Genomic DNA, 17,890 nt, shown 5'->3' on the forward strand with positions numbered 1-17,890 from the left:
AAACGGTCGGCACCCGCATGGATGCCGACCGTCCCACGCCCGCCCGCCTCTCGCGCGCAGGTCTGCTCTGCTTAGAACGCGAAAGTCACCGAGGCGCCGATGCGATTGGCGTCAAAAGTCTCTCCGGTCGAGGTCTCGCTTTCCAGATAGATGTATTCGATGCCGTAGGTCAGACTGTCGGTCGGCTGGTAGAAGGCGTTGAGGTGCAGCGACCGCAGATCGGTGAAATCATTGAGGTCGCCCGCGACGCCGGTGCCGCCACTGGCCAGATCATAGCTTTCGTTGCCGAGCGCGAGCCCGACGTTCCATTTCTCCCCGATGTCCTGCCGGAATTCGAGCGTGAAGCCGTCGGCGTCGTTTGTCACCCCGCCAACAACGCGATCCCCGCCGCCGATCAGCAGATTGCCGAGCGCCTCACCGGTGACGTAGGTGGCCGAGAATGTGCCACCTTCCCATGGGCTTACGCTGCCCGACAGGGTCAGGCCGTTGGTGTCGTATTCGGTGCCGCCGTCGTTGAAGGTGCCCGCGAGAGCTGCGGCACGCAGGGAGTAATTCTCACCCCGGTAGAGGGCTGCAGCGGTGACGACCGGATCACTGCTCTCGCCCGCTGCTTCCTCGATCGAGCCGGAAAAGGTAAAGCCGTTGCCCGCATTGTAGGTGTAGCGGATCTGCGGCACGCGGGCAAAGGTCACGCCGACCGGCCCGTTGAAATCAGCCGTGGTCGGGTAATGCACAAGCGGCATGAAGTTCGTCCAGAACTGCCCGAACAGCAGCGCGTCGGCGATTTCGATGTTCGCGTGGCGCAGGCGCAGGGTGGGCGAGGTCGAGGTTTCGGAGCCGCTGAACAGGTCGAATTCGAGCTGCGTCTCGACTTTGCCGACGCCCGTTTCGGTGGCCGAACGGATGCCGAAGCGCGAGACCCGCACGCTGGTGTCGAATTCGCCGTCGGTGGCAAAGGCGTCCTCGCCCACGCGGCCCGCGCGCGACAGATCGCCCTGGGCAAAGTCAAAATCATAGAAGGTCTCGAAACGGACAAAGCCGTAGACCTCTACGGTGGTGCCATCGCCGATGTTGAACGTCGTCGCGCGGTTGCGGTCATCGGCCTCAAGGGCGGCCACGCGGGTGCGCAGCTCTTCGATTTCGGTGCTTTGGGCCTGTGCCTCGCTGACCGTCAGCGCGATGCCGACCGTCAGCAGGGCGCAGGGCACGACGGCCCATTTTCTGTTTGGTTTGTCTGTCATCTGGATCTCCCCGGGGATTGTGCACATCGCGGCCACCGTGGCCGGGCGTGTGATCCTGACGCTGCGGCACTTGAGCGCTCACCCACAAATCACAGGTTGCGGAGCGTGCGTGAGACTGCCGCCGCGGCGCCCGCCCGCTCGCAGGGCCGTGACGCTTCGTGTGGGCGCGCGGCTCAATTGCGCATGGCGCAAACGCCGTGCCGTGCGCCGGGAGCGGCCTATTCGGTCACGCCCCCATCACAACGCGGCGAGGTGCGTGCCGCCGACCGCGCCCGCTGCTTTTGGTGCCCGGTGACAACCGCCAGCGCCCCCCTCATCCCCTTCAAGGAGCCCACCGCATGTTCAAAAAGATACTAATCGCCAACCGCGGCGAAATTGCCTGCCGCGTCATCAAAACCGCGCGCAAGATGGGCATCCAGACCGTCGCGATCTATTCCGATGCCGACCGTTCGGCGCTGCACGTGCAGATGGCGGACGAGGCCGTGCACATCGGCCCGCCGCCCGCCAACCAATCCTACATCGTCATCGACAAGGTGATGGAGGCGATCAAATCCTCGGGCGCGCAGGCGGTGCACCCCGGCTACGGCTTCCTGTCTGAAAACGCCAATTTCGCCGACGCGCTCGAAGCCGCGGGCGTTGCCTTTGTCGGCCCACCCAAGGGCGCGATCGAGAAGATGGGCGACAAGATTACCTCGAAAAAGATCGCCCAGGACGCGGGCGTCAGCACCGTGCCCGGCTACATGGGCCTGATCGCCGACGCCGATGAGGCGGTGAAGATCTCCAACGAGATCGGCTATCCGGTAATGCTCAAGGCATCTGCGGGCGGCGGCGGCAAGGGCATGCGCATCGCGTGGAACGACGATGAGGCGCGCGAGGGGTTTCAGTCGTCCAAAAACGAGGCCGCCAACAGCTTTGGCGATGACCGCATCTTTATCGAGAAATTCGTGACGCAACCGCGCCACATCGAAATCCAGGTACTCTGCGATGCGCATGGCAACGGCATCTATCTGGGCGAGCGGGAGTGTTCGATCCAGCGCCGCAACCAGAAGGTCGTCGAAGAGGCGCCGTCGCCCTTCCTCGATGAAGCGACCCGCAAGGCGATGGGCGAGCAGGCCGTCGCACTGGCGCAGGCCGTAGGCTACACCTCGGCGGGCACGGTGGAATTCATCGTCGACGGGGACAAGAATTTCTATTTCCTCGAGATGAACACCCGTCTGCAGGTGGAACATCCGGTGACCGAGCTGATCACCGGTGTCGATCTGGTCGAACAGATGATCCGCGTCGCCAATGGTGAGCCACTTACCATGACGCAGGACGACGTGAAGCTGACGGGCTGGGCCATCGAGAACCGGCTCTATGCCGAGGATCCCTACCGTGGGTTCCTGCCCTCCATCGGGCGTCTGACCCGCTACCGCCCGCCGCAGGAGGTCGCCGCAGGCCCGCTGCTGGACAACGACAAATGGCAGGGGGAGGCGCCAAGCGCCGAGATGGCCGTGCGCAACGATACCGGCGTCTACGAGGGCGGCGAGATCAGCATGTACTACGACCCGATGATCGCCAAACTGTGCACATGGGCGCCGACCCGCGCCGAGGCGATCGAGCGGATGCGCGTGGCGCTCGACAGCTTTGAGGTCGAAGGGATCGGGCATAACCTGCCGTTCCTGAGCGCCGTGATGGATCACCCGATCTTTATCGACGGCACCATGACCACGGCGTTCATCGAGGAGCAGTATCCCGACGGGTTCGAAGGGGTCGAGTTGGCGGAGAGTGAACTGAAGCGCATCGCCGCCGCGACCGCCGCCATGCACCGCGTGGGCGAGATCCGCCGCGCGCGCGTGTCGGGCCGCATGGACAACCATGAGCGCAAGGTCGGCAGCGATTGGAACGTGGCCGTGCAAGGCCATTCGTTCGACGTGGTGATTTCCGCCGACCCCGCGGGGGCGAGCGTTGCCTTTGACGACGGCAGCACTTTGCGCGTCTCGGGCGATTGGACGCCGGGCATGTCATTGGCCGAGATGACCGTGGCGGATGCGCCGCTGGTGCTGAAGGTCGGCAAGATCTCGGGCGGGTTCCGGGTGCGCACGCGCGGCGCGGACCTCAAGGTGCATGTGCGCACGCCTTTGCAGGCGGAAATGGCGCGCAAGATGCCGGTAAAGGTGCCGCCGGACACGTCGAAAATGCTGCTCTGCCCGATGCCGGGTCTGGTGGTGAAACTCGACGTGGCCGAGGGCGACGAGGTGCAGGAGGGTCAGGCGCTGTGCACCATCGAGGCGATGAAGATGGAAAACATCCTGCGCGCCGAGCGCAAGGGTGTGGTGTCCAAGATCAACGCCGCCGCCGGTGACAGCCTCGCCGTCGACGACGTCATCATGGAGTTCGAATAGGGTGGATTGCGGACCGCGCACAGTCACGCCGGGGCAGATGCCTCAGCTGCCTTGCGCGGTCTCCTTGCGCTCGCGGATCTCGCGCTGGCGCATCGGCATCTTGTCGATGCTGGCGGTGATTTCGCGCACGTCCCACGGAAACGGTTTGCGCAGCTTGAGCTGCCCGTCCTTGCCCACCAGCGTCAGCATGAAGCCGCGCGGCCGCATGCGCAGCCGGATGTCGCTGCGCGCGTCGGGGTCGGTGTCGGTGATCACGACCACGTCACGCTCCGCCAGACGGGCGGCATCAACGGCGATCAGCTCCATCTGTTCGATGAAGGCCGGGTCGTTCGCGCTGTCGGCAAAGACGACAACGGGGCGGTTTTTCCATTTGAATTCGGCTAAATCTGTCTGCGTTGCGTCAACGATCAGCAGGCCAGCCGGGTTTTCCTGCGGGGTCTGCGCCTGCGCCGATGCGGCAAAAGCGGCAATGAAAACAGCCGATAAGATCGATTTCATAAGCTCTCCTTCGCCGATTAATATAAGCGCGCATTTGTCGATTGCGAATGCCGCAGGCGCGTTTTTCCCCATTAAGCCCGCTGCAAGGGATTTTGTCGCATGAGTGTCGCGACACAGTCTTTGGGTCCGCTTTTTGCGGTCCTTTGTAACGGGGGGTTACGCGGCATCATGGATATTCTTCTGCACACCGGGGCGCACCGCACCGGCACGACCAGTTTTCAGCACTATCTGCGCGCCAATCGCGATGCGCTGCTGGCCGATGGCACCGCCCTGTGGGAGCCTGAGACGCTGCGCCCCAACATGTTTTCGGGCCTGTTCCAGAAAGAGCGGATGCAGAACGGGCGCAACCTGCAACGCCGCGCCATGGGGCGCGTCAAGATGCACGCGACGCAGGCCCGTAGGGCAGGGGCGGAGCGGTTGGTGATCTCCGAGGAAAACATGATCGGCGCGCCGCGGGCGTGTCTGCGGGCTGGGGTGATGTATCCCGGTGTGGGCGAACGGCTTGCCCGGCTTGGCACCGCATTCGAGGGGCGCATCGCCCGCGTCGTGCTGACGATCCGCTCGCAAGAGCTGTGGTGGGGGTCGGTGATGTCCTACGCCATCGGGCGCGGGCATCCGGTGCCGCCGCCCGAGCGGCGCGCGCAGATCGCCGCGCATCCGCGCACCTGGCGCGATGTGATTACCGACATGGCCTGCGCGCTGCCGGGCGCAGAATTGATCGTTGTTCCGTTTGAGCGGGTCGCGGGGCAAGCCGATGTGCTCTACACCGCGCTGACCGATCGCGCGGCGCCGGGCATTGGTGCGGGTGTCTGGCTGAACCGCGCGCCGGATCTGGCGCGCCTGCACCGCGAAATGGACGAGGCGGGGCTGCCGCGCGAGGCGCTGGGGGCGACCCACGACGGACGGTGGACCCCCTTCACGCCCGCAGAGGCCGCGATGCTGCGCGAGGCCTACGCCGACGATATGATGTGGCTCACCGCCGGGGCGGACGGGCTGGCAACACTGACAGAGGAAACCACCCGCGACAGAGCAGGCCCAAGCCTGCCGGGCGAGGTACTGACAAAAGGACATGAGCATGAGCGAAGACCCAAAGCAGACATGGCGCGATCTGGCTGAAAGCGAACTGCGCGGTCGCGCGGTGGATGATCTGACCTGGCACACGCTGGAAGGCATCCCGGTGCAGCCGCTCTATACGGCGGATGACCTCGACGGGGTGGACCATCTGGGCGGTATCCCTGGTCAGGCGCCATTCACGCGCGGGGTGAAGGCCACGATGTACGCGGGCCGTCCCTGGACGATCCGCCAATACGCGGGCTTTTCCACCGCCGAGGAATCCAACGCCTTCTATCGCCGCGCGCTGGCGGCGGGGCAGCAGGGGGTGTCGGTGGCCTTCGATCTGGCGACGCACCGCGGCTACGACAGCGATCATCCGCGCGTCGAGGGGGATGTGGGCAAGGCCGGTGTCGCCATCGATTCAGTCGAGGACATGAAAATCCTCTTTGACGGTATCCCGCTGGATAAAGTCAGCGTTTCCATGACGATGAACGGTGCGGTCATCCCGATCCTCGCCAATTTCATCGTCGCGGGTGAAGAGCAGGGCGTCGACCGGGCCGCGCTCTCGGGCACCATCCAGAACGACATTCTCAAAGAGTTCATGGTGCGCAACACCTACATCTATCCGCCCGAGCCCTCGATGCGGATCATCGCGGACATCATCGAATACACCGCCAACGAGATGCCGAAATTCAACTCCATCTCGATCTCGGGCTACCACATGCAAGAGGCCGGTGCGAACCTCGTGCAGGAGCTAGCCTTTACCCTCGCTGACGGACGTGAATACGTGCGCACCGCCATCGCGGCGGGCATGGACGTGGATAAATTCGCCCCGCGCCTGAGCTTCTTCTTTTGCATCGGCATGAATTTTTTCATGGAGGCGGCAAAGCTGCGCGCCGCGCGTCTGCTGTGGTCGCGCATCATGGCGGAATTCGAGCCGAAGAACCCCAAGTCCTCGATGCTGCGCACCCATTGCCAGACCTCGGGCGTCAGCCTTGCAGAGCAGGACCCCTACAACAACGTCGTGCGCACCGCCTATGAGGCGATGAGCGCGGTGCTGGGCGGCACGCAGTCGCTGCATACCAACTCGCTCGATGAGGCGATCGGCCTGCCGACGGATCACTCGGCCCGCATTGCGCGCAACACGCAGCTGATCCTGCAGGAAGAAACCGGCGTGACCAATGTGGTCGATCCGCTGGCGGGCAGCTACTACGTCGAGAAACTGACCGCCGATCTGGCCGATGCGGCGTGGAAGCTGATCGAGGAAGTCGAAGAGCTGGGCGGCATGACCAAGGCCGTCGCCTCCGGCATGCCCAAGCTGCGGATCGAAGAGGCCGCCGCCGAGCGTCAGGCGGGCATCGACCGGGGCACCGAGGTGATCGTCGGCGTGAACAAGTACCGTCGCGACAAGGAGGACGAGATCGACATTCTCGACGTCGATAACGTCGCCGTGCGCGACAGCCAGATCAAGCGGTTGGAAAGCATCCGCGCGACACGGGACGCCGACGCCTGCACGGCAGCCCTTGCCGAGGTGACCCGCACCGCCCGCGAGGGCGGCAACCTGCTTGCCGCCGCCGTCGAAGCCGCCCGCGCACGGGCTTCCGTAGGAGAAATCAGCATGGCCATGGAAGAAGAATTCGGGCGCCACCGCGCCGAGGTCAAAACCCTCGCCGGCGTCTACGGCGCCGCCTACGAGGGCGACGCAGGCTTTGCCGCGATCCAGAAATCGGTCGAGGATTTTGCCGAGACCGAGGGCCGCCGCCCGCGTATGCTGGTGGTCAAGATGGGCCAGGACGGCCACGATCGGGGCGCCAAGGTCATCGCGACCGCCTTTGCCGATATCGGGTTCGACGTGGACGTGGGCCCGCTGTTCCAGACGCCCGCCGAGGCCGCGCAGGACGCCGTCGACAACGATGTACACGTCATCGGCATCAGCTCTCAGGCGGCGGGACACAAGACGCTCGCGCCACAGCTTGTCAAAGCCCTCAAGGACGCAGGCGCGGAGGATATCATCGTGATCTGTGGCGGGGTCATCCCGCAGCAGGATTACCAATTCCTCTATGACGCAGGGGTCAAGGCGATCTTTGGCCCCGGCACCAACATCCCCACGGCGGCGCAGGATATCCTCAAGCTGATCTCGGCGGCGCGCGGCTAGGTGCTGCGGCTCGACCACATCGCGATTGCCGCACAGACGCTGGAGGAAGGCGTCGCCTGGGCCGAAGCGCGTCTGGGCGTCGCGATGGGGCCGGGCGGGCGGCACGCGCGCTACGGCACGCACAACCGGCTGCTGGGTCTGGCGGAGGGCCTCTATCTTGAGGTCATTGCGCCGGAGCCGGGGGCGCCCTCGGACGGGCCGCGCTGGTTCGGGCTGGATGAGTTTACCGGGCCACCGCGGTTGGCGAATTGGATTTGTGCGGCGGATCCCTTTACCCCGTGGCTGCGCCACGGGATGAGGGCCGTGCCGATGCAGCGCGGCGATCTGCGCTGGGATATGGGCGTGCCGGAGGATGGCCGCCTGCCGATGGGCGGTGCCTTTCCCACGGTGCTGCACTGGCATAGCGACAGCCCGCCGGGACAGGCGCTGCTTGCGTCCGGTTGCGCGCTGAGCCGGCTGACGGTCCAGCACCCGGATGCGGAGGGCATCGCGGCAGAACTTGCGGGTGCGCTGACCGACCCGCGCATCGGTTTTGTTACCGGGCCTGCGATGCTGACGGCGCAGATCTCCACCCCGAATGGCCTCGTCACCCTGTGATGATCCGCGACGCAGGTCCCGGCGATCTGCCCGCCATCGGCGCGCTCTGGAACGCGATGATCCGTGACACCACGGCGACCTTCACGACGCAGGAGAAAACGCCAGATGATCTTGCCGCCCTGCTGGCGGCGCGCCCCGGTTCGATGCTGGTGGCTGAAGCCGACGGAATCGCGGGCTTTGTCACATGGGGGCCGTTTCGGGGCGGGCCGGGCTACGCCCATACGGCCGAGCATACGATCATCACCGCGCGACCCGGTGTCGCGGCCCCGCTGATGAGGGCTGCCCTCGCGCGGGCGCACCAACAGGGCCTGCACCGCATGGTGGCCGCGATCAGCGGTGAAAATGCCCGCGCCATTGCGTTTCACACCCGAATGGGATTTGCAAAGACCGGGCATTTGCCGCAGGTAGGGCGCAAACAGGGGCGCTGGCTGGACCTGATCCTGATGACCGCCGCGTGCAAAGCGCCCTGACATCCGCACCGCAAAAGGCTAGGCTGCCCCCATGTCGATCTGGACCCGCATCTCCGACGCGCTGGCGGCGCTGACCTCGGGCGAAGGGCTGGCGCAGGTGTTCGACCGTCTGCGCACCCCGCCCGAACGCTCGGTCGCTTTCACCATCGCGGTGATCGCGCTGGGCGCAAAGATGGCCAAGGCCGACGGCACCGTCACCCGTGATGAGGTCACGGCCTTTCGCGAGGTTTTCCAGATCGCTGACGCCGACGCCGCGGGGGCCGCGCGGGTGTTCAACCTCGCGCGCACCGATGTGACCGGGTTTGACGATTACGCCCGCCGCATCCGCGCGATGTTTGGCGAGGATACCGCGATCCTGTCGGATCTGATGGAGGGGCTTTTCCACATCGCCATGGCGGACGGTGTGTATCATCCCAACGAAAACGCCTTTCTCGAAGAGGTGGCCGCGATTTTTGCCCTGCCCGAAGGGGATTTCGAAGCTCTGCGAGCGCGGTTTGTGCCCAATAGCTCGCCCCTGCCGCACACGGTGCTGGGCATCGCGCCGACGGCCAGCGTCGAGGAGGCGCGCGCCGCCTACCGCCGCCTTGTGCGCGACAACCATCCTGACGCGCTGACCGCGCGCGGTCTGCCGGAAGAAGCCATCAAGCTGGCCGAAAAGCGGATGATCGACATCAACCGCGCCTGGGCCACGATTTCCGGTAAAGCTACGTGAGCGCGCTGCGCATCGCGACCTACAATGTCGAATGGTTTGCGGCGCTGTTTGACGAGGACGACCGGCTTTTCGACGACGGGGCCTGGTCTGCGCGCTGGGACGTGACGCGCGCGCAGCAGACGGCGGCGCTGGGGCGCGTGTTTCAGGCGCTGGATGCCGATGCGGTCATGGTGATCGAGGCGCCCGATGCGGGCAAACACCACGACGGTGCACTGGCGCTGCGCCGCTTTGCGGAACGCTTTGGGCTCCGGGCGCGCGAGGCGGTGATCGGCTTTGTCAACGACACGCAACAGGAAATCGCGTTGATGTACGATCCTGATCGGCTGAGCGTGCGCCACGATCCGCAAGAGGCCCCCGACGCGCCGCGCTTTGACAAGACGCTTCATATTGATCTGGACATCGACGCTGAGCGCGGTGCGGTGATCTTTTCCAAACCGCCGCTGGAACTGGCGGTCGAGACGCGCGGGGGCTTTGCCTTTCGCATGATCGGCGCGCATCTGAAATCCAAGGCGCCTCACGGCGCGCGCGACGAGGCCCACGCGATGCAGATCGCCATCGCCAACCGGCGCAAACAGCTGGCACAGGCGATCTGGCTGCGCGCGCGGGTAACGCAGCATCTGTCAGACCGCACGCCGTTGATGGTGATCGGCGATCTCAACGATGGGCCGGGGCTCGATGCGTTCGAGGATCTGTTTGGCTGCTCCTCGGTCGAGATCGTGCTGGGGCAGGGGGGCGCGCCGCCGCTGTACGATCCGCACGCCGCCATGGCGCTGGGCCACCCGCTGGCCGCTGCCCCCACGACCGCGCGCTTTTACCTCAAACACGAGGAGCGGTATCTGCAGGCGCTGCTCGACTACATCATGGTGAGCGCGGATCTGCGGGCGCGCGGCGCGCGCTGGCGTATCCTGCACCCGATGGACGATCCCGCCTGCTGGGCCGATGCGGGGTTGCGCGACGCGCTGATTGCCGCCTCCGATCATTTTCCGGTTTTACTGACGCTGGATATCTAGAGTTTGGGAATCCGTCTGCGACCTCCTATATTCAGGGGTATGAGACAGATATTTTGCTTCCTCGCCGTCACGGCACTCGCCAACCCCGCCGCAGCGCAAGACGACGGCCCCTCGCTGATGGAACGCGGGGCGCAGCTGTTTTTCGAAGGGCTGCTGGAGGAGATGGCCCCCGCCATCGACGGCATGGCCGAGCTGATGGAAGAGGCAGGGCCCGCGCTGGAAAGCTTTGTCACCGAGATGGGGCCAAAGCTGCGCGCGGTGCTGGAGGAGGTCGAGGATTGGTCCGCCTATGAGGCGCCCGAGGTGCTGCCCAACGGCGATATCATCATCCGTCGCAAGCCCGACGCGCCCCTGCCCGACGCGCCCGAGCGGGACGCGCCACAACAGGACATGCCGCAGATCGAGCTGTAGTCAGCGGCGCGCTTTTTTCACCGTGGCCGTCGCCTCGAGGCTGGCGGCGAGCGAGTTGAAGCGCGCCTCCGCCACCTCGCCAAAGAGCGGCATCATGTCGGGGGCAAGCCGCAGATACAGCTCTTTCTTCTTGGGATGCCAGCGCAGCTCCCCCAGATCGCCGTCCTTATCCGCCCACAGCATCGCACCAAAACGCATCGCCTTGCCAAGAATTTCGGCGTCGCGCCGCGTAGCCTCATCGACCATCTCGAACAGATCGGCAAAGCGCGAATTCTCGCGCTTGTTGGAGTAGCGGTGCAAAAGGGCCAGACCCAGATAGATCCGCTCGGCGTGTTTGATGCCGCCCATATTGGCGCGGGTGGCGTTGTCGAAACAGACCTCGGCGCGGTAGTCGGGATGCGCGCGCCAGCTGACGTCATGCAGCAGGCAGGCCGCCTTGATCAGCCGTTTGCGCGGGGCCGACGCGCTGCGAAAGAGCGGCAGGATGAAGTTGTAAAGCGTGCGGCCAAAGCCCGGCACGCGGGCGTCCTTGGCTTCGGCAAAACGGCACGCCTCGATCAGCGGATCGCGGTCGCGCAGGCGCTGGGGCATCTGCTCATAGAGCATCCCCTCGCGGATGCCATAGCTGGATATCGCGATGTCCTTGGGCTTGAACGTCTTGACCAGACGGCTGAGCACTTCGGCGGCAAAGGGGACGAGCGACGCGCGGCCCGACGAAATGCCCGCCTCAAGCCGCAGCTCTTCCATGTTGGATTTCTTGATGAATTTGACCGTTTCGCGCACGCTTTCGCGGGTCATGCGGTATTCGTGCAGCACCATCAGCGGATAGCCCTGGCGGATCATGTCGATGCGTGCGATGGCGCGCCACGAGCCGCCCACGAGGAATAGGCGGTCGCGCTGCTTGCCCATCTTTTCGGCCAGCTGCTCCATCGTTTCCTTGATGTAGGGCTCGCGCGCCTTGGCACCGCCCTTGATGTCGCGCAGTTTCAGCGGGCCGAGGTTGGAGGTTACGCGCCGCCCCACGCGCCCGCCGGAGATCTCCGCCAGCTCCATCGACGATCCGCCAATGTCGCAGACCAGCCCGTAGGCGCCGGGCCAGCCCAGCAGCACGCCCTGCGCCGAGAGCCGCGCCTCTTCCTCGCCGTCGATGGTCCAGATGCGCAGACCGGTTTCGCGCAGCACGTCCTCACGGAACGCGCGCCCGTCACTGGCGTCGCGCACGGCCGCCGTGGCCACGACGGTCAGCTCACTCAGCCCCATACCGTCGGCCAGCGCCGAAAACCGGTGCATCGCCGACAGCGCGCGCGCGCGCCCCTCGGGCGACAGATGCCCCGTCTCGGCCATGCCGGCGCCGAGCGCGCACATGATTTTTTCGTTGTAGAAATACGCGGGCGACCGCGCGGCGCCGTCAAAGACCACCAATCGCACGGAGTTCGAGCCCACATCAACCACGCCCACGCGGCGCAGGGCACGGGCCGACGGATCCTCGAACAGGGGTTTTCCAAAGAGGCCCAGATCGGCCACGCCGGTTTCGGGGACGGCAGGTTTGGCAGGGTCGGTCATGCACGCTCCGGATCCGGGATCTGGCGGGAAACTGGCGCATGTGATCCGCGCGGTCAATGGCGCAGTGGCGTCAGGGGCCGGTGAATTATCCGCAACGGCGGCGCGTGGGAAGGGCGGGGGATTTAGGTATTTGGAAAAGGGTGCAGGGGGGGGGCGGCGCCTAGTCTTCGGTGTGGGTGAGTTTGGGGACGTCGGCGGCACCCGCGCTGCCGCGGCCCGACAACGAGGGGTTTTCCATGAAGAAGCGGTGGCAGTTGAAGGCGAATTGCCCTTCGGGCAAAGCCGGGCGGGTGAAGCTGCCGTCGGGGGCCATGACCCAGCTTTGCGCGATGTCGGCGAGGTTGGCGGCGAGGATCTGGCTGACGATCTGCGCCTGCACGGTGGCGTTGTTGATCTCGACCAGTGTTTCAACCCGGCGGTTGAGGTTGCGGCCCATCCAGTCGGCGGAGGAGATGAACACCCGCGCCTTTTTGTGCGGCAGGCCGTGGCCGTTGCCAAAGCACACGATGCGGGAGTGTTCGAGAAAACGGCCAACGATGGATTTCACGCGGATGTTCTCGCTGAGCCCCGCCACACCCGGGCGCAGACCGCAGATGCCGCGGATGACGAGGCTGATCTGCACGCCCGCCTGGCTTGCGGCGTAGAGCGCGTCGATCACCTCGGCATCGACGAGGCTGTTCATCTTGGCCCAGATCATCGCGGGCTTGCCGTTCTGTGCATGGGCGGCTTCGGCGGCGATAAGCTCCAGCAGGCGCGGTTTGAGCGTCGTGGGGGAGATCGCGAGATTGTCGAGCCCGTCGGGCGGTGCGTAGCCTGACAGGTAGTTGAACACTTTGGTCGCGTCGCGCCCCAGCGCCTTGTCGCAGGTAAAGAGCGACAGGTCGGTGTAGATGCGCGCGGTGATCGGGTGATAATTTCCGGTGCCGTAGTGGGTGTAGGTCACCAGCTCATCACCCTCGCGGCGCACCACGGTCGAGATTTTTGCGTGGGTTTTCAGATCGATAAAGCCGTAGACCACATGCGCGCCCGCGCGTTCCAGCCTGCGCGACTGGCGGATGTTGGCGGCCTCGTCAAAGCGGGCCTTGAGCTCGACCAGGGCGGTGACGGATTTGCCGTCCTCGGCGGCCTCGCACAGGGCCTCGACGATGGGGCTGTCGCGCGACGTGCGGTAGAGGGTCTGTTTGATCGCCACCACATTGGGATCGCGCGCGGCCTGTTGCAGGAAACGCACCACCATGTCGAAGGTCTCATACGGGTGGTGCAGCAGCATGTCCTTTTGGCGGATGGCGGCGAACATGTCGCCTTCGTGGTCCATCACCCGCTCGGGCACGCGGGGAGAAAAGACGGGCCAAAGCAGATCGGGGCGGTCATCGGTCACCAGTTCGGACAGATCGTCGATCCCGATCATGCCGTCGATCTCGATCACGTCCTGCGGCTCGACCCCCAGTTCGTGCATGATGAGCGCCATGAGCTTTGGTGGCGCGCCGGCCGAATGGGTCATGCGCACCACCTCGCCCCGGCGGCGGCGTTTGAGCGCGACCTCGAATTCGCGCACCAGATCCTCCGCCTCGTCCTCAAGCTCCAGATCGCTGTCGCGCAGGACGCGGAAGGCGAAATGGTTTTTCAATTTGTAGCCGGGAAAGAGGTCGGGGATTTTCAGGGCCAGCAGATCCTCAAGCGGGAGGAAACGTTTGCACCCCTCCGGCGCGGGCAGTGCGACAAAGCGGTCGATCTGCGCGGGGATCGGCAGCAGCGCCTGCAGCGGGCGCTTGTCGCGCGTTCGCTCCAGCTGCACGGCCAGCGCAAAACCGGTGTTGGGGATGAAGGGGAAGGGGTGCGCGGGGTCGATCGCCAACGGCGAGAGCACCGCAAAGACACGCTCTAGAAACGTCGTGTCGAGCGCCTTGAGGTCATCCGCGTCGAGGTCATTCGGCCCTTCGAGCATGATGTTCTGCGCGTCCATCTCGCGCAGCAGATCGGCCAGCACGCGCTGTTGCGTGGTCATCAGGGCGCGGGCGTTTTCGTTGATCAGCACCAATTGCTCTGCGGGGCTAAGGCCGTCGGCGGCGGGGGTGGTGTTGCCCGCGCGCGCCAATTCACGCAGGCCCGCGACGCGCACGGTGTAGAATTCATCGAGGTTGTCGGCAGAAATCGACAGGAAGCGCAGGCGTTCCAGCAGCGGCACGCGCGGGTTCTCGGCCTCCTCCACGACGCGCCAGTTGAAGCCCAGCCAACTCAGCTCACGGTTCTGGAACCGGCCCGGACCCGTCAGATCAAGATCCGGCAGGGGCAGGGCATCGGCGAAGGGGGCGGTCAGGAAATCGGCGTCGGACATGGGTGTGCCTTGGCAGGGGAGTGTGACGGGCGTGTGACGGTGGGCTGACTATCGCGCGGGGGCCGTGCCCTTGTCCAGCGCGGCAGAGGCCAGCGCGCGGGTCAGCGGGCGTTTCGTCGCCAGCCCGTAGGCGTCGATGGCGGCGACTGTGTCACGCGCGGCGGCAAAGGAGCGCTCGATCCGGGGCAGCAGGAAGGGCACCACATCGGCGGGCGGGAACAGCTGGCGGTCGGCAAAGAGTTTCACCAGAAGTGCTGCCAGCAGCGCGTCATCCGGCGCGTCGATCTGCGCCTCCAGCGTGCCTGCGATGCGGCTTTGCAGATCGGGCAGGGGGAGCGCCCAATGGGCGGCGGGGCCGGTGCCTGTCAGCAGCAGGGTGCCGCCGCTGGCAAGCGTCAGGTTGTGCAGGTGGAACAGGGCGGTCTGCGCCTCTGCCTGCGTTGCGATGCGGGGGATGTCCTCCACCGCGACGGCGCCCTGTGCCAGCGTGGGGATGTCGGCGTCGACCAGATCCGCCGCATCGAGGATCACCGCGCCGGCGCGTTCCGCCCAGACATGGGCAAGGTGCGTCTTTCCGGCGCCGGGCGGGCCGCTCAGCACCAGTTTGCGCGGGTGCCAGCCCTCCCAGCCATCAATCAGCGAGACGGCCAGCGCGTTGCAGGGGGCGACCAGAAAATCGTCGCGCCCCCGCGCCGTGCGGGCGGGAAGATCAAGGCCAAGCTGCTGCGCCATTTCAGTCCTCTGCGTCCTGCGGCACTATTTCGGTGCCGCGATAAAGCAGGCTGTCGCGGTATTGATCGACCCCAAAGCGCGCCACCACGCCCAGCGAGGCGGCGACCGGCACGGCGACCAGCATGCCGACAAAGCCAAAGAGCGTGCCAAAGACCGACAGCGCGAGGATGAGCCACACCGGATGCAGACCGACGGAATTGCCTACCAGCTTGGGCGTCAGCACGTTGCCCTCGATCACCTGACCGATCACAAAGATCCCGCCGACCAGCCCGATCGAAATCCAGTCGCCCCAGAACTGGAACAGCGCCAGACCGATCGCAAGCGCCCCACCGATCAGCGCGCCGAGGTAGGGGATGAAGGTGACCAGCCCGGCGATGAAGCCCACGACCAGCCCGAATTGCAGGCCCACCAGCATCAGCGCAATGGCGTAGTAGGTGCCCAGCACCAGACAGACGGTGCCCATGCCGCGGATGAAGGACGCGAGCGTCTTGTCGATGTCGCGGGCCAATTTGCGGATCGTGGGGGCGTGATCGCGTGGCAGCAGCGCGTCAAGCTGCGCCACCATGCGGTCCCAGTCGAGCAGCATGTAGACGGCGACCACGGGCACGATCACGAACAGCATGATGACGTTGATGATCCCGCGCGCTGAGCTCAGCGCCGTCTCCAACAGCTCACCGCCGCGCTCCTGCACGGCGGTGCCCAGCGAGCGCAGGGAGTTTTGCAGGGTGGAGCCTTCTTCGAGCAGGGAGGGGAAGCGTTCGGTCAGAAAGGCCGTAAGACGACGGAAAAGATCCGGCGCAATCTCGATCAGGTTGAGCGATTGCGACACCAGCGTCGGGATGACCAGCAGGGCCATGATCACGAACACCAGCAGCGCCACGATGGTAATCAGCGCCGTGGCGACCGCGCGGCTGGCGCCCATGCTTTCCAGCCGGTCTGCCACGGGATCGAGGAAATAGGCAATCGCCCCGCCCAGCACAAAAGGCAGCAGCACGTCGCCCATGAAATAGAGCGCCACGACGATGACAATCGCCGCGACACCCCAGTATCTGAGTTGATCTTTGATCGGCAGGGCCATGGCGGTGCTCCAATAGGGATCCTCGCTAAATCGCCCATCGCGCCCCCCGTTTCAAGGGGCAGCCTGCCCCGCGACGGGGGCAGGCACCGGCATTCAGTGGCAAGCGGGGCGGGTGCCGGGCAGCAGCACCTTGTCGATGACGTGGATCACACCGTTGTCGGCCTGAATGTTGGCAACCACGACATTGGCCGTCTCACCGGTGCCGTCGGCGATGCTCACACCGCTGGCGCCCTTGGTGATGCACAGACGCTCGGCCGTGTTGATCGGCTTGAAGTAGTTTGAGCCCGCCGGGATCTGTTCGGCGGTCAGGTTGCGGTCATCCACGTGATAAAGGAGCACGTCGGTCAGCTGACCCTTGTTCTCGGGCTGAAGCAGCGTGTCGACGGTGCCCGCAGGCAGCGCGGCAAAGGCATCGTTGACGGGCGCAAACACGGTGAAGGGGCCGGGGCCCTGCAGCGTCTCGGCCAGACCGGCGGCGGAGACGGCGGCAACAAGGGTCGAGAACCGCTCGTCCCCCGAGGCGATTTCGACGATGTTGGCGGCCTGTGCGGCGGTGCCAAGGCTCAGGAACGCGGCAAAGGCGGCGGCGATGGATGTGGATTTCATGTGTTCTCTCCTTTGTGTCAAACCACATGCTCAGCGGCATGTTGGAAGGGGATACGGGGGAACGTTGCGACCAGATCAGCGTGTGCGCATTACAAATTTGCAATTTGATGCAGTTTTGCGGTGGACTAGGGCCGTGGACAGCACCTGCGACATAATGTACCGTTTGGCCAGATTTCCGCGTCCGCGCACTCCCCGCAGGAACCTCACCCGTGCCAGTCAACGCAGCCCCCACCGCCGAGACACTCATGGCCGAGATGGCCGAGATCCTGCACGCGCGCAGCTATGACGAGGTCTGGACACGGCTTTTGAGCACGCTCAAGCTGTTTGACATCACCGCCGTGCGCTACGGGCTGACGCGCTCGCGCTATGGCTATTCCCTCGGCGATTTGCAGGATATTCTCTATCTGTCGTCGATGGGGGACAGTGATTTCTCGAACTATATCGAGACAGGCGCCTACCGCCGCTCGCCGCATTTCCGCTGGATGGCCGAGAACGACGGTGCGGTGTCCTGGGGGCATTTCGTGACCGAATGGCGCGCGGGCAGGTTGGAGCCACAAGAGCTTGAGTACATGGAAATTCTCGAAAAGGCGGGCCAGCCGGCAGGCTATCTGCTGAGTTTCCGGTCGGATACGACGCGGCTCAAAGGCGGGCTGGGGATCATGGGGCCGCGCGGGTGGGATCAGGCGCGGCTTGATGCGATGTGGGACAAACACGGGCGCTGCATCGAGGCGCTGTGCACCGCAGCCCATCTCAACATCACCCGCATGCCGCTGCCGGGCAAGGAAGACCTGCTGCGCCCGCGCCAGCGCGAAATGCTTGAATGGATCGCCGACGGCAAATCCATGCAGGACGTGGCCGTGCTGACCGGGCTGTCGGTGGCGACGGTGGAAAAACACCTGCGCGGCGCGCGGGACCGGCTGGGCGTCGAGACGACGGCGCAGGCGGTTTCCAAGGCGGCGCTGCTGGGCCATTTGTTTCTGGCGGAGCCCACGGGCAGTTGACAGCGCGGGCGCGCCGGGCAGTCTGGCACAAAGCCAGACAGGAG

General features: G+C 65.3%; 16 protein-coding genes. 9 read left to right on the forward strand and 7 right to left on the reverse strand.

The genetic code is table 11. The features are described from left to right. Window positions 1-71 precede the first annotated feature (71 nt). Complete coding sequence (locus tag KDD17_RS03245) at window positions 72-1,241, reverse strand: DcaP family trimeric outer membrane transporter (RefSeq protein WP_212705257.1); 1,170 nt, start codon at window positions 1,239-1,241, stop codon at window positions 72-74. 338 nt (window positions 1,242-1,579) lie between these two features. Between KDD17_RS03245 and KDD17_RS03250 the strand changes: the two genes are divergently transcribed. Beyond that, window positions 1,580-3,625 (forward strand): acetyl-CoA carboxylase biotin carboxylase subunit, encoded by a 2,046-nt coding sequence (locus tag KDD17_RS03250; RefSeq protein WP_212705258.1) that lies wholly within the window; start codon window positions 1,580-1,582, stop codon window positions 3,623-3,625. Between the two features lie 42 nt (window positions 3,626-3,667). Here the strand turns inward: KDD17_RS03250 and KDD17_RS03255 are convergent, their stop codons facing one another. Beyond that, on the reverse strand, window positions 3,668-4,123 hold the full coding sequence (locus KDD17_RS03255) for a DUF4174 domain-containing protein (protein ID WP_212705259.1): 456 nt from the start codon (window positions 4,121-4,123) through the stop codon (window positions 3,668-3,670). A 168-nt stretch (window positions 4,124-4,291) separates the two neighbouring features. Here KDD17_RS03255 and KDD17_RS03260 point away from each other — a divergent pair, with 168 nt between their 5' ends. From KDD17_RS03260 to KDD17_RS03290, 7 genes are read left to right on the forward strand one after another with little or no spacing between them, the layout of a single operon-like run. Next, on the forward strand, window positions 4,292-5,239 hold the full coding sequence (locus KDD17_RS03260) for a hypothetical protein (RefSeq protein ID WP_212705260.1): 948 nt from the start codon (window positions 4,292-4,294) through the stop codon (window positions 5,237-5,239). Next, the gene (gene scpA, locus KDD17_RS03265) at window positions 5,199-7,331 is read left to right on the forward strand and encodes a methylmalonyl-CoA mutase (protein ID WP_212705261.1); all 2,133 of its coding nucleotides are present in this window, start codon (window positions 5,199-5,201) and stop codon (window positions 7,329-7,331) included. Before KDD17_RS03260 ends, scpA begins: the two co-directional genes overlap by 41 nt. Further along, window positions 7,332-7,928, forward strand: a complete 597-nt coding sequence (locus KDD17_RS03270) for a VOC family protein (RefSeq protein WP_348541478.1) — start codon at window positions 7,332-7,334, stop codon at window positions 7,926-7,928. It begins immediately after the preceding gene. Further along, window positions 7,928-8,398: a GNAT family N-acetyltransferase gene (locus tag KDD17_RS03275; RefSeq protein ID WP_212705262.1), complete on the forward strand. Its 471-nt coding sequence runs from the start codon at window positions 7,928-7,930 to the stop codon at window positions 8,396-8,398. The genes KDD17_RS03270 and KDD17_RS03275 overlap by 1 nt, the downstream gene beginning before the upstream one ends. Before the next feature lie 31 nt (window positions 8,399-8,429). Beyond that, window positions 8,430-9,110: a molecular chaperone DjiA gene (locus KDD17_RS03280; RefSeq protein ID WP_212705263.1), complete on the forward strand. Its 681-nt coding sequence runs from the start codon at window positions 8,430-8,432 to the stop codon at window positions 9,108-9,110. A 5-nt stretch (window positions 9,111-9,115) separates the two neighbouring features. Continuing rightward, window positions 9,116-10,120: an endonuclease/exonuclease/phosphatase family protein gene (locus tag KDD17_RS03285; RefSeq protein WP_212706135.1), complete on the forward strand. Its 1,005-nt coding sequence runs from the start codon at window positions 9,116-9,118 to the stop codon at window positions 10,118-10,120. A gap of 39 nt (window positions 10,121-10,159) precedes the next feature. Continuing rightward, a complete protein-coding gene (locus tag KDD17_RS03290) occupies window positions 10,160-10,531 on the forward strand; it encodes a hypothetical protein (RefSeq protein ID WP_212705264.1) in 372 nt (123 codons plus the stop codon). On the opposite strand, the gene KDD17_RS03295 is transcribed toward KDD17_RS03290, so the two are convergent. The 5 genes from KDD17_RS03295 to KDD17_RS03315 all read right to left on the reverse strand — a co-directional run bounded on the left by KDD17_RS03295 (window position 10,532) and on the right by KDD17_RS03315 (window position 16,845). Next, complete coding sequence (locus KDD17_RS03295) at window positions 10,532-12,094, reverse strand: Ppx/GppA family phosphatase (RefSeq protein WP_212705265.1); 1,563 nt, start codon at window positions 12,092-12,094, stop codon at window positions 10,532-10,534. A 160-nt stretch (window positions 12,095-12,254) separates the two neighbouring features. Then, window positions 12,255-14,429, reverse strand: coding sequence for an RNA degradosome polyphosphate kinase (locus tag KDD17_RS03300; RefSeq protein ID WP_212705266.1), 2,175 nt, complete (start codon window positions 14,427-14,429; stop codon window positions 12,255-12,257). Window positions 14,430-14,477: 48 nt separating this feature from the next. Further along, entirely contained in the window at window positions 14,478-15,161 is a 684-nt protein-coding gene (locus KDD17_RS03305) for a P-loop NTPase family protein (protein ID WP_212705267.1), read from the reverse strand. 1 nt (window position 15,162) lies between these two features. Then, the gene (locus KDD17_RS03310) at window positions 15,163-16,239 is read right to left on the reverse strand and encodes an AI-2E family transporter (protein WP_212705268.1); all 1,077 of its coding nucleotides are present in this window, start codon (window positions 16,237-16,239) and stop codon (window positions 15,163-15,165) included. Window positions 16,240-16,332: 93 nt separating this feature from the next. Next, window positions 16,333-16,845, reverse strand: coding sequence for a fasciclin domain-containing protein (locus KDD17_RS03315; protein ID WP_212705269.1), 513 nt, complete (start codon window positions 16,843-16,845; stop codon window positions 16,333-16,335). A gap of 209 nt (window positions 16,846-17,054) precedes the next feature. On the opposite strand from KDD17_RS03315, the gene KDD17_RS03320 reads away from it, so the two are divergent. Further along, complete coding sequence (locus KDD17_RS03320) at window positions 17,055-17,846, forward strand: helix-turn-helix transcriptional regulator (protein ID WP_212705270.1); 792 nt, start codon at window positions 17,055-17,057, stop codon at window positions 17,844-17,846. Window positions 17,847-17,890: the final 44 nt, after the last annotated feature.

This window comes from Sulfitobacter albidus, assembly GCF_018200035.1.
In the GTDB taxonomy this organism is placed as follows: domain Bacteria; phylum Pseudomonadota; class Alphaproteobacteria; order Rhodobacterales; family Rhodobacteraceae; genus Sulfitobacter; species Sulfitobacter albidus.

What these genes read in the sequence shown, in the direction of transcription:
- KDD17_RS03260 (WP_212705260.1), top strand. Translation starts at nt 4,292, where the DNA reads ATGGATATTCTTCTGCACACCGGGGCGCACCGCACCGGCACGACCAGT.
- KDD17_RS03280 (WP_212705263.1), top strand. Translation starts at nt 8,430, where the DNA reads ATGTCGATCTGGACCCGCATCTCCGACGCGCTGGCGGCGCTGACCTCG.
- KDD17_RS03315 (WP_212705269.1), bottom strand. Translation starts at nt 16,845, where the DNA reads ATGAAATCCACATCCATCGCCGCCGCCTTTGCCGCGTTCCTGAGCCTT.
- scpA (WP_212705261.1), top strand. Translation starts at nt 5,199, where the DNA reads ATGAGCGAAGACCCAAAGCAGACATGGCGCGATCTGGCTGAAAGCGAA.
- KDD17_RS03305 (WP_212705267.1), bottom strand. Translation starts at nt 15,161, where the DNA reads ATGGCGCAGCAGCTTGGCCTTGATCTTCCCGCCCGCACGGCGCGGGGG.
- KDD17_RS03310 (WP_212705268.1), bottom strand. Translation starts at nt 16,239, where the DNA reads ATGGCCCTGCCGATCAAAGATCAACTCAGATACTGGGGTGTCGCGGCG.
- KDD17_RS03250 (WP_212705258.1), top strand. Translation starts at nt 1,580, where the DNA reads ATGTTCAAAAAGATACTAATCGCCAACCGCGGCGAAATTGCCTGCCGC.
- KDD17_RS03290 (WP_212705264.1), top strand. Translation starts at nt 10,160, where the DNA reads ATGAGACAGATATTTTGCTTCCTCGCCGTCACGGCACTCGCCAACCCC.
- KDD17_RS03295 (WP_212705265.1), bottom strand. Translation starts at nt 12,094, where the DNA reads ATGACCGACCCTGCCAAACCTGCCGTCCCCGAAACCGGCGTGGCCGAT.
- KDD17_RS03275 (WP_212705262.1), top strand. Translation starts at nt 7,928, where the DNA reads ATGATCCGCGACGCAGGTCCCGGCGATCTGCCCGCCATCGGCGCGCTC.
- KDD17_RS03245 (WP_212705257.1), bottom strand. Translation starts at nt 1,241, where the DNA reads ATGACAGACAAACCAAACAGAAAATGGGCCGTCGTGCCCTGCGCCCTG.
- KDD17_RS03255 (WP_212705259.1), bottom strand. Translation starts at nt 4,123, where the DNA reads ATGAAATCGATCTTATCGGCTGTTTTCATTGCCGCTTTTGCCGCATCG.
- KDD17_RS03300 (WP_212705266.1), bottom strand. Translation starts at nt 14,429, where the DNA reads ATGTCCGACGCCGATTTCCTGACCGCCCCCTTCGCCGATGCCCTGCCC.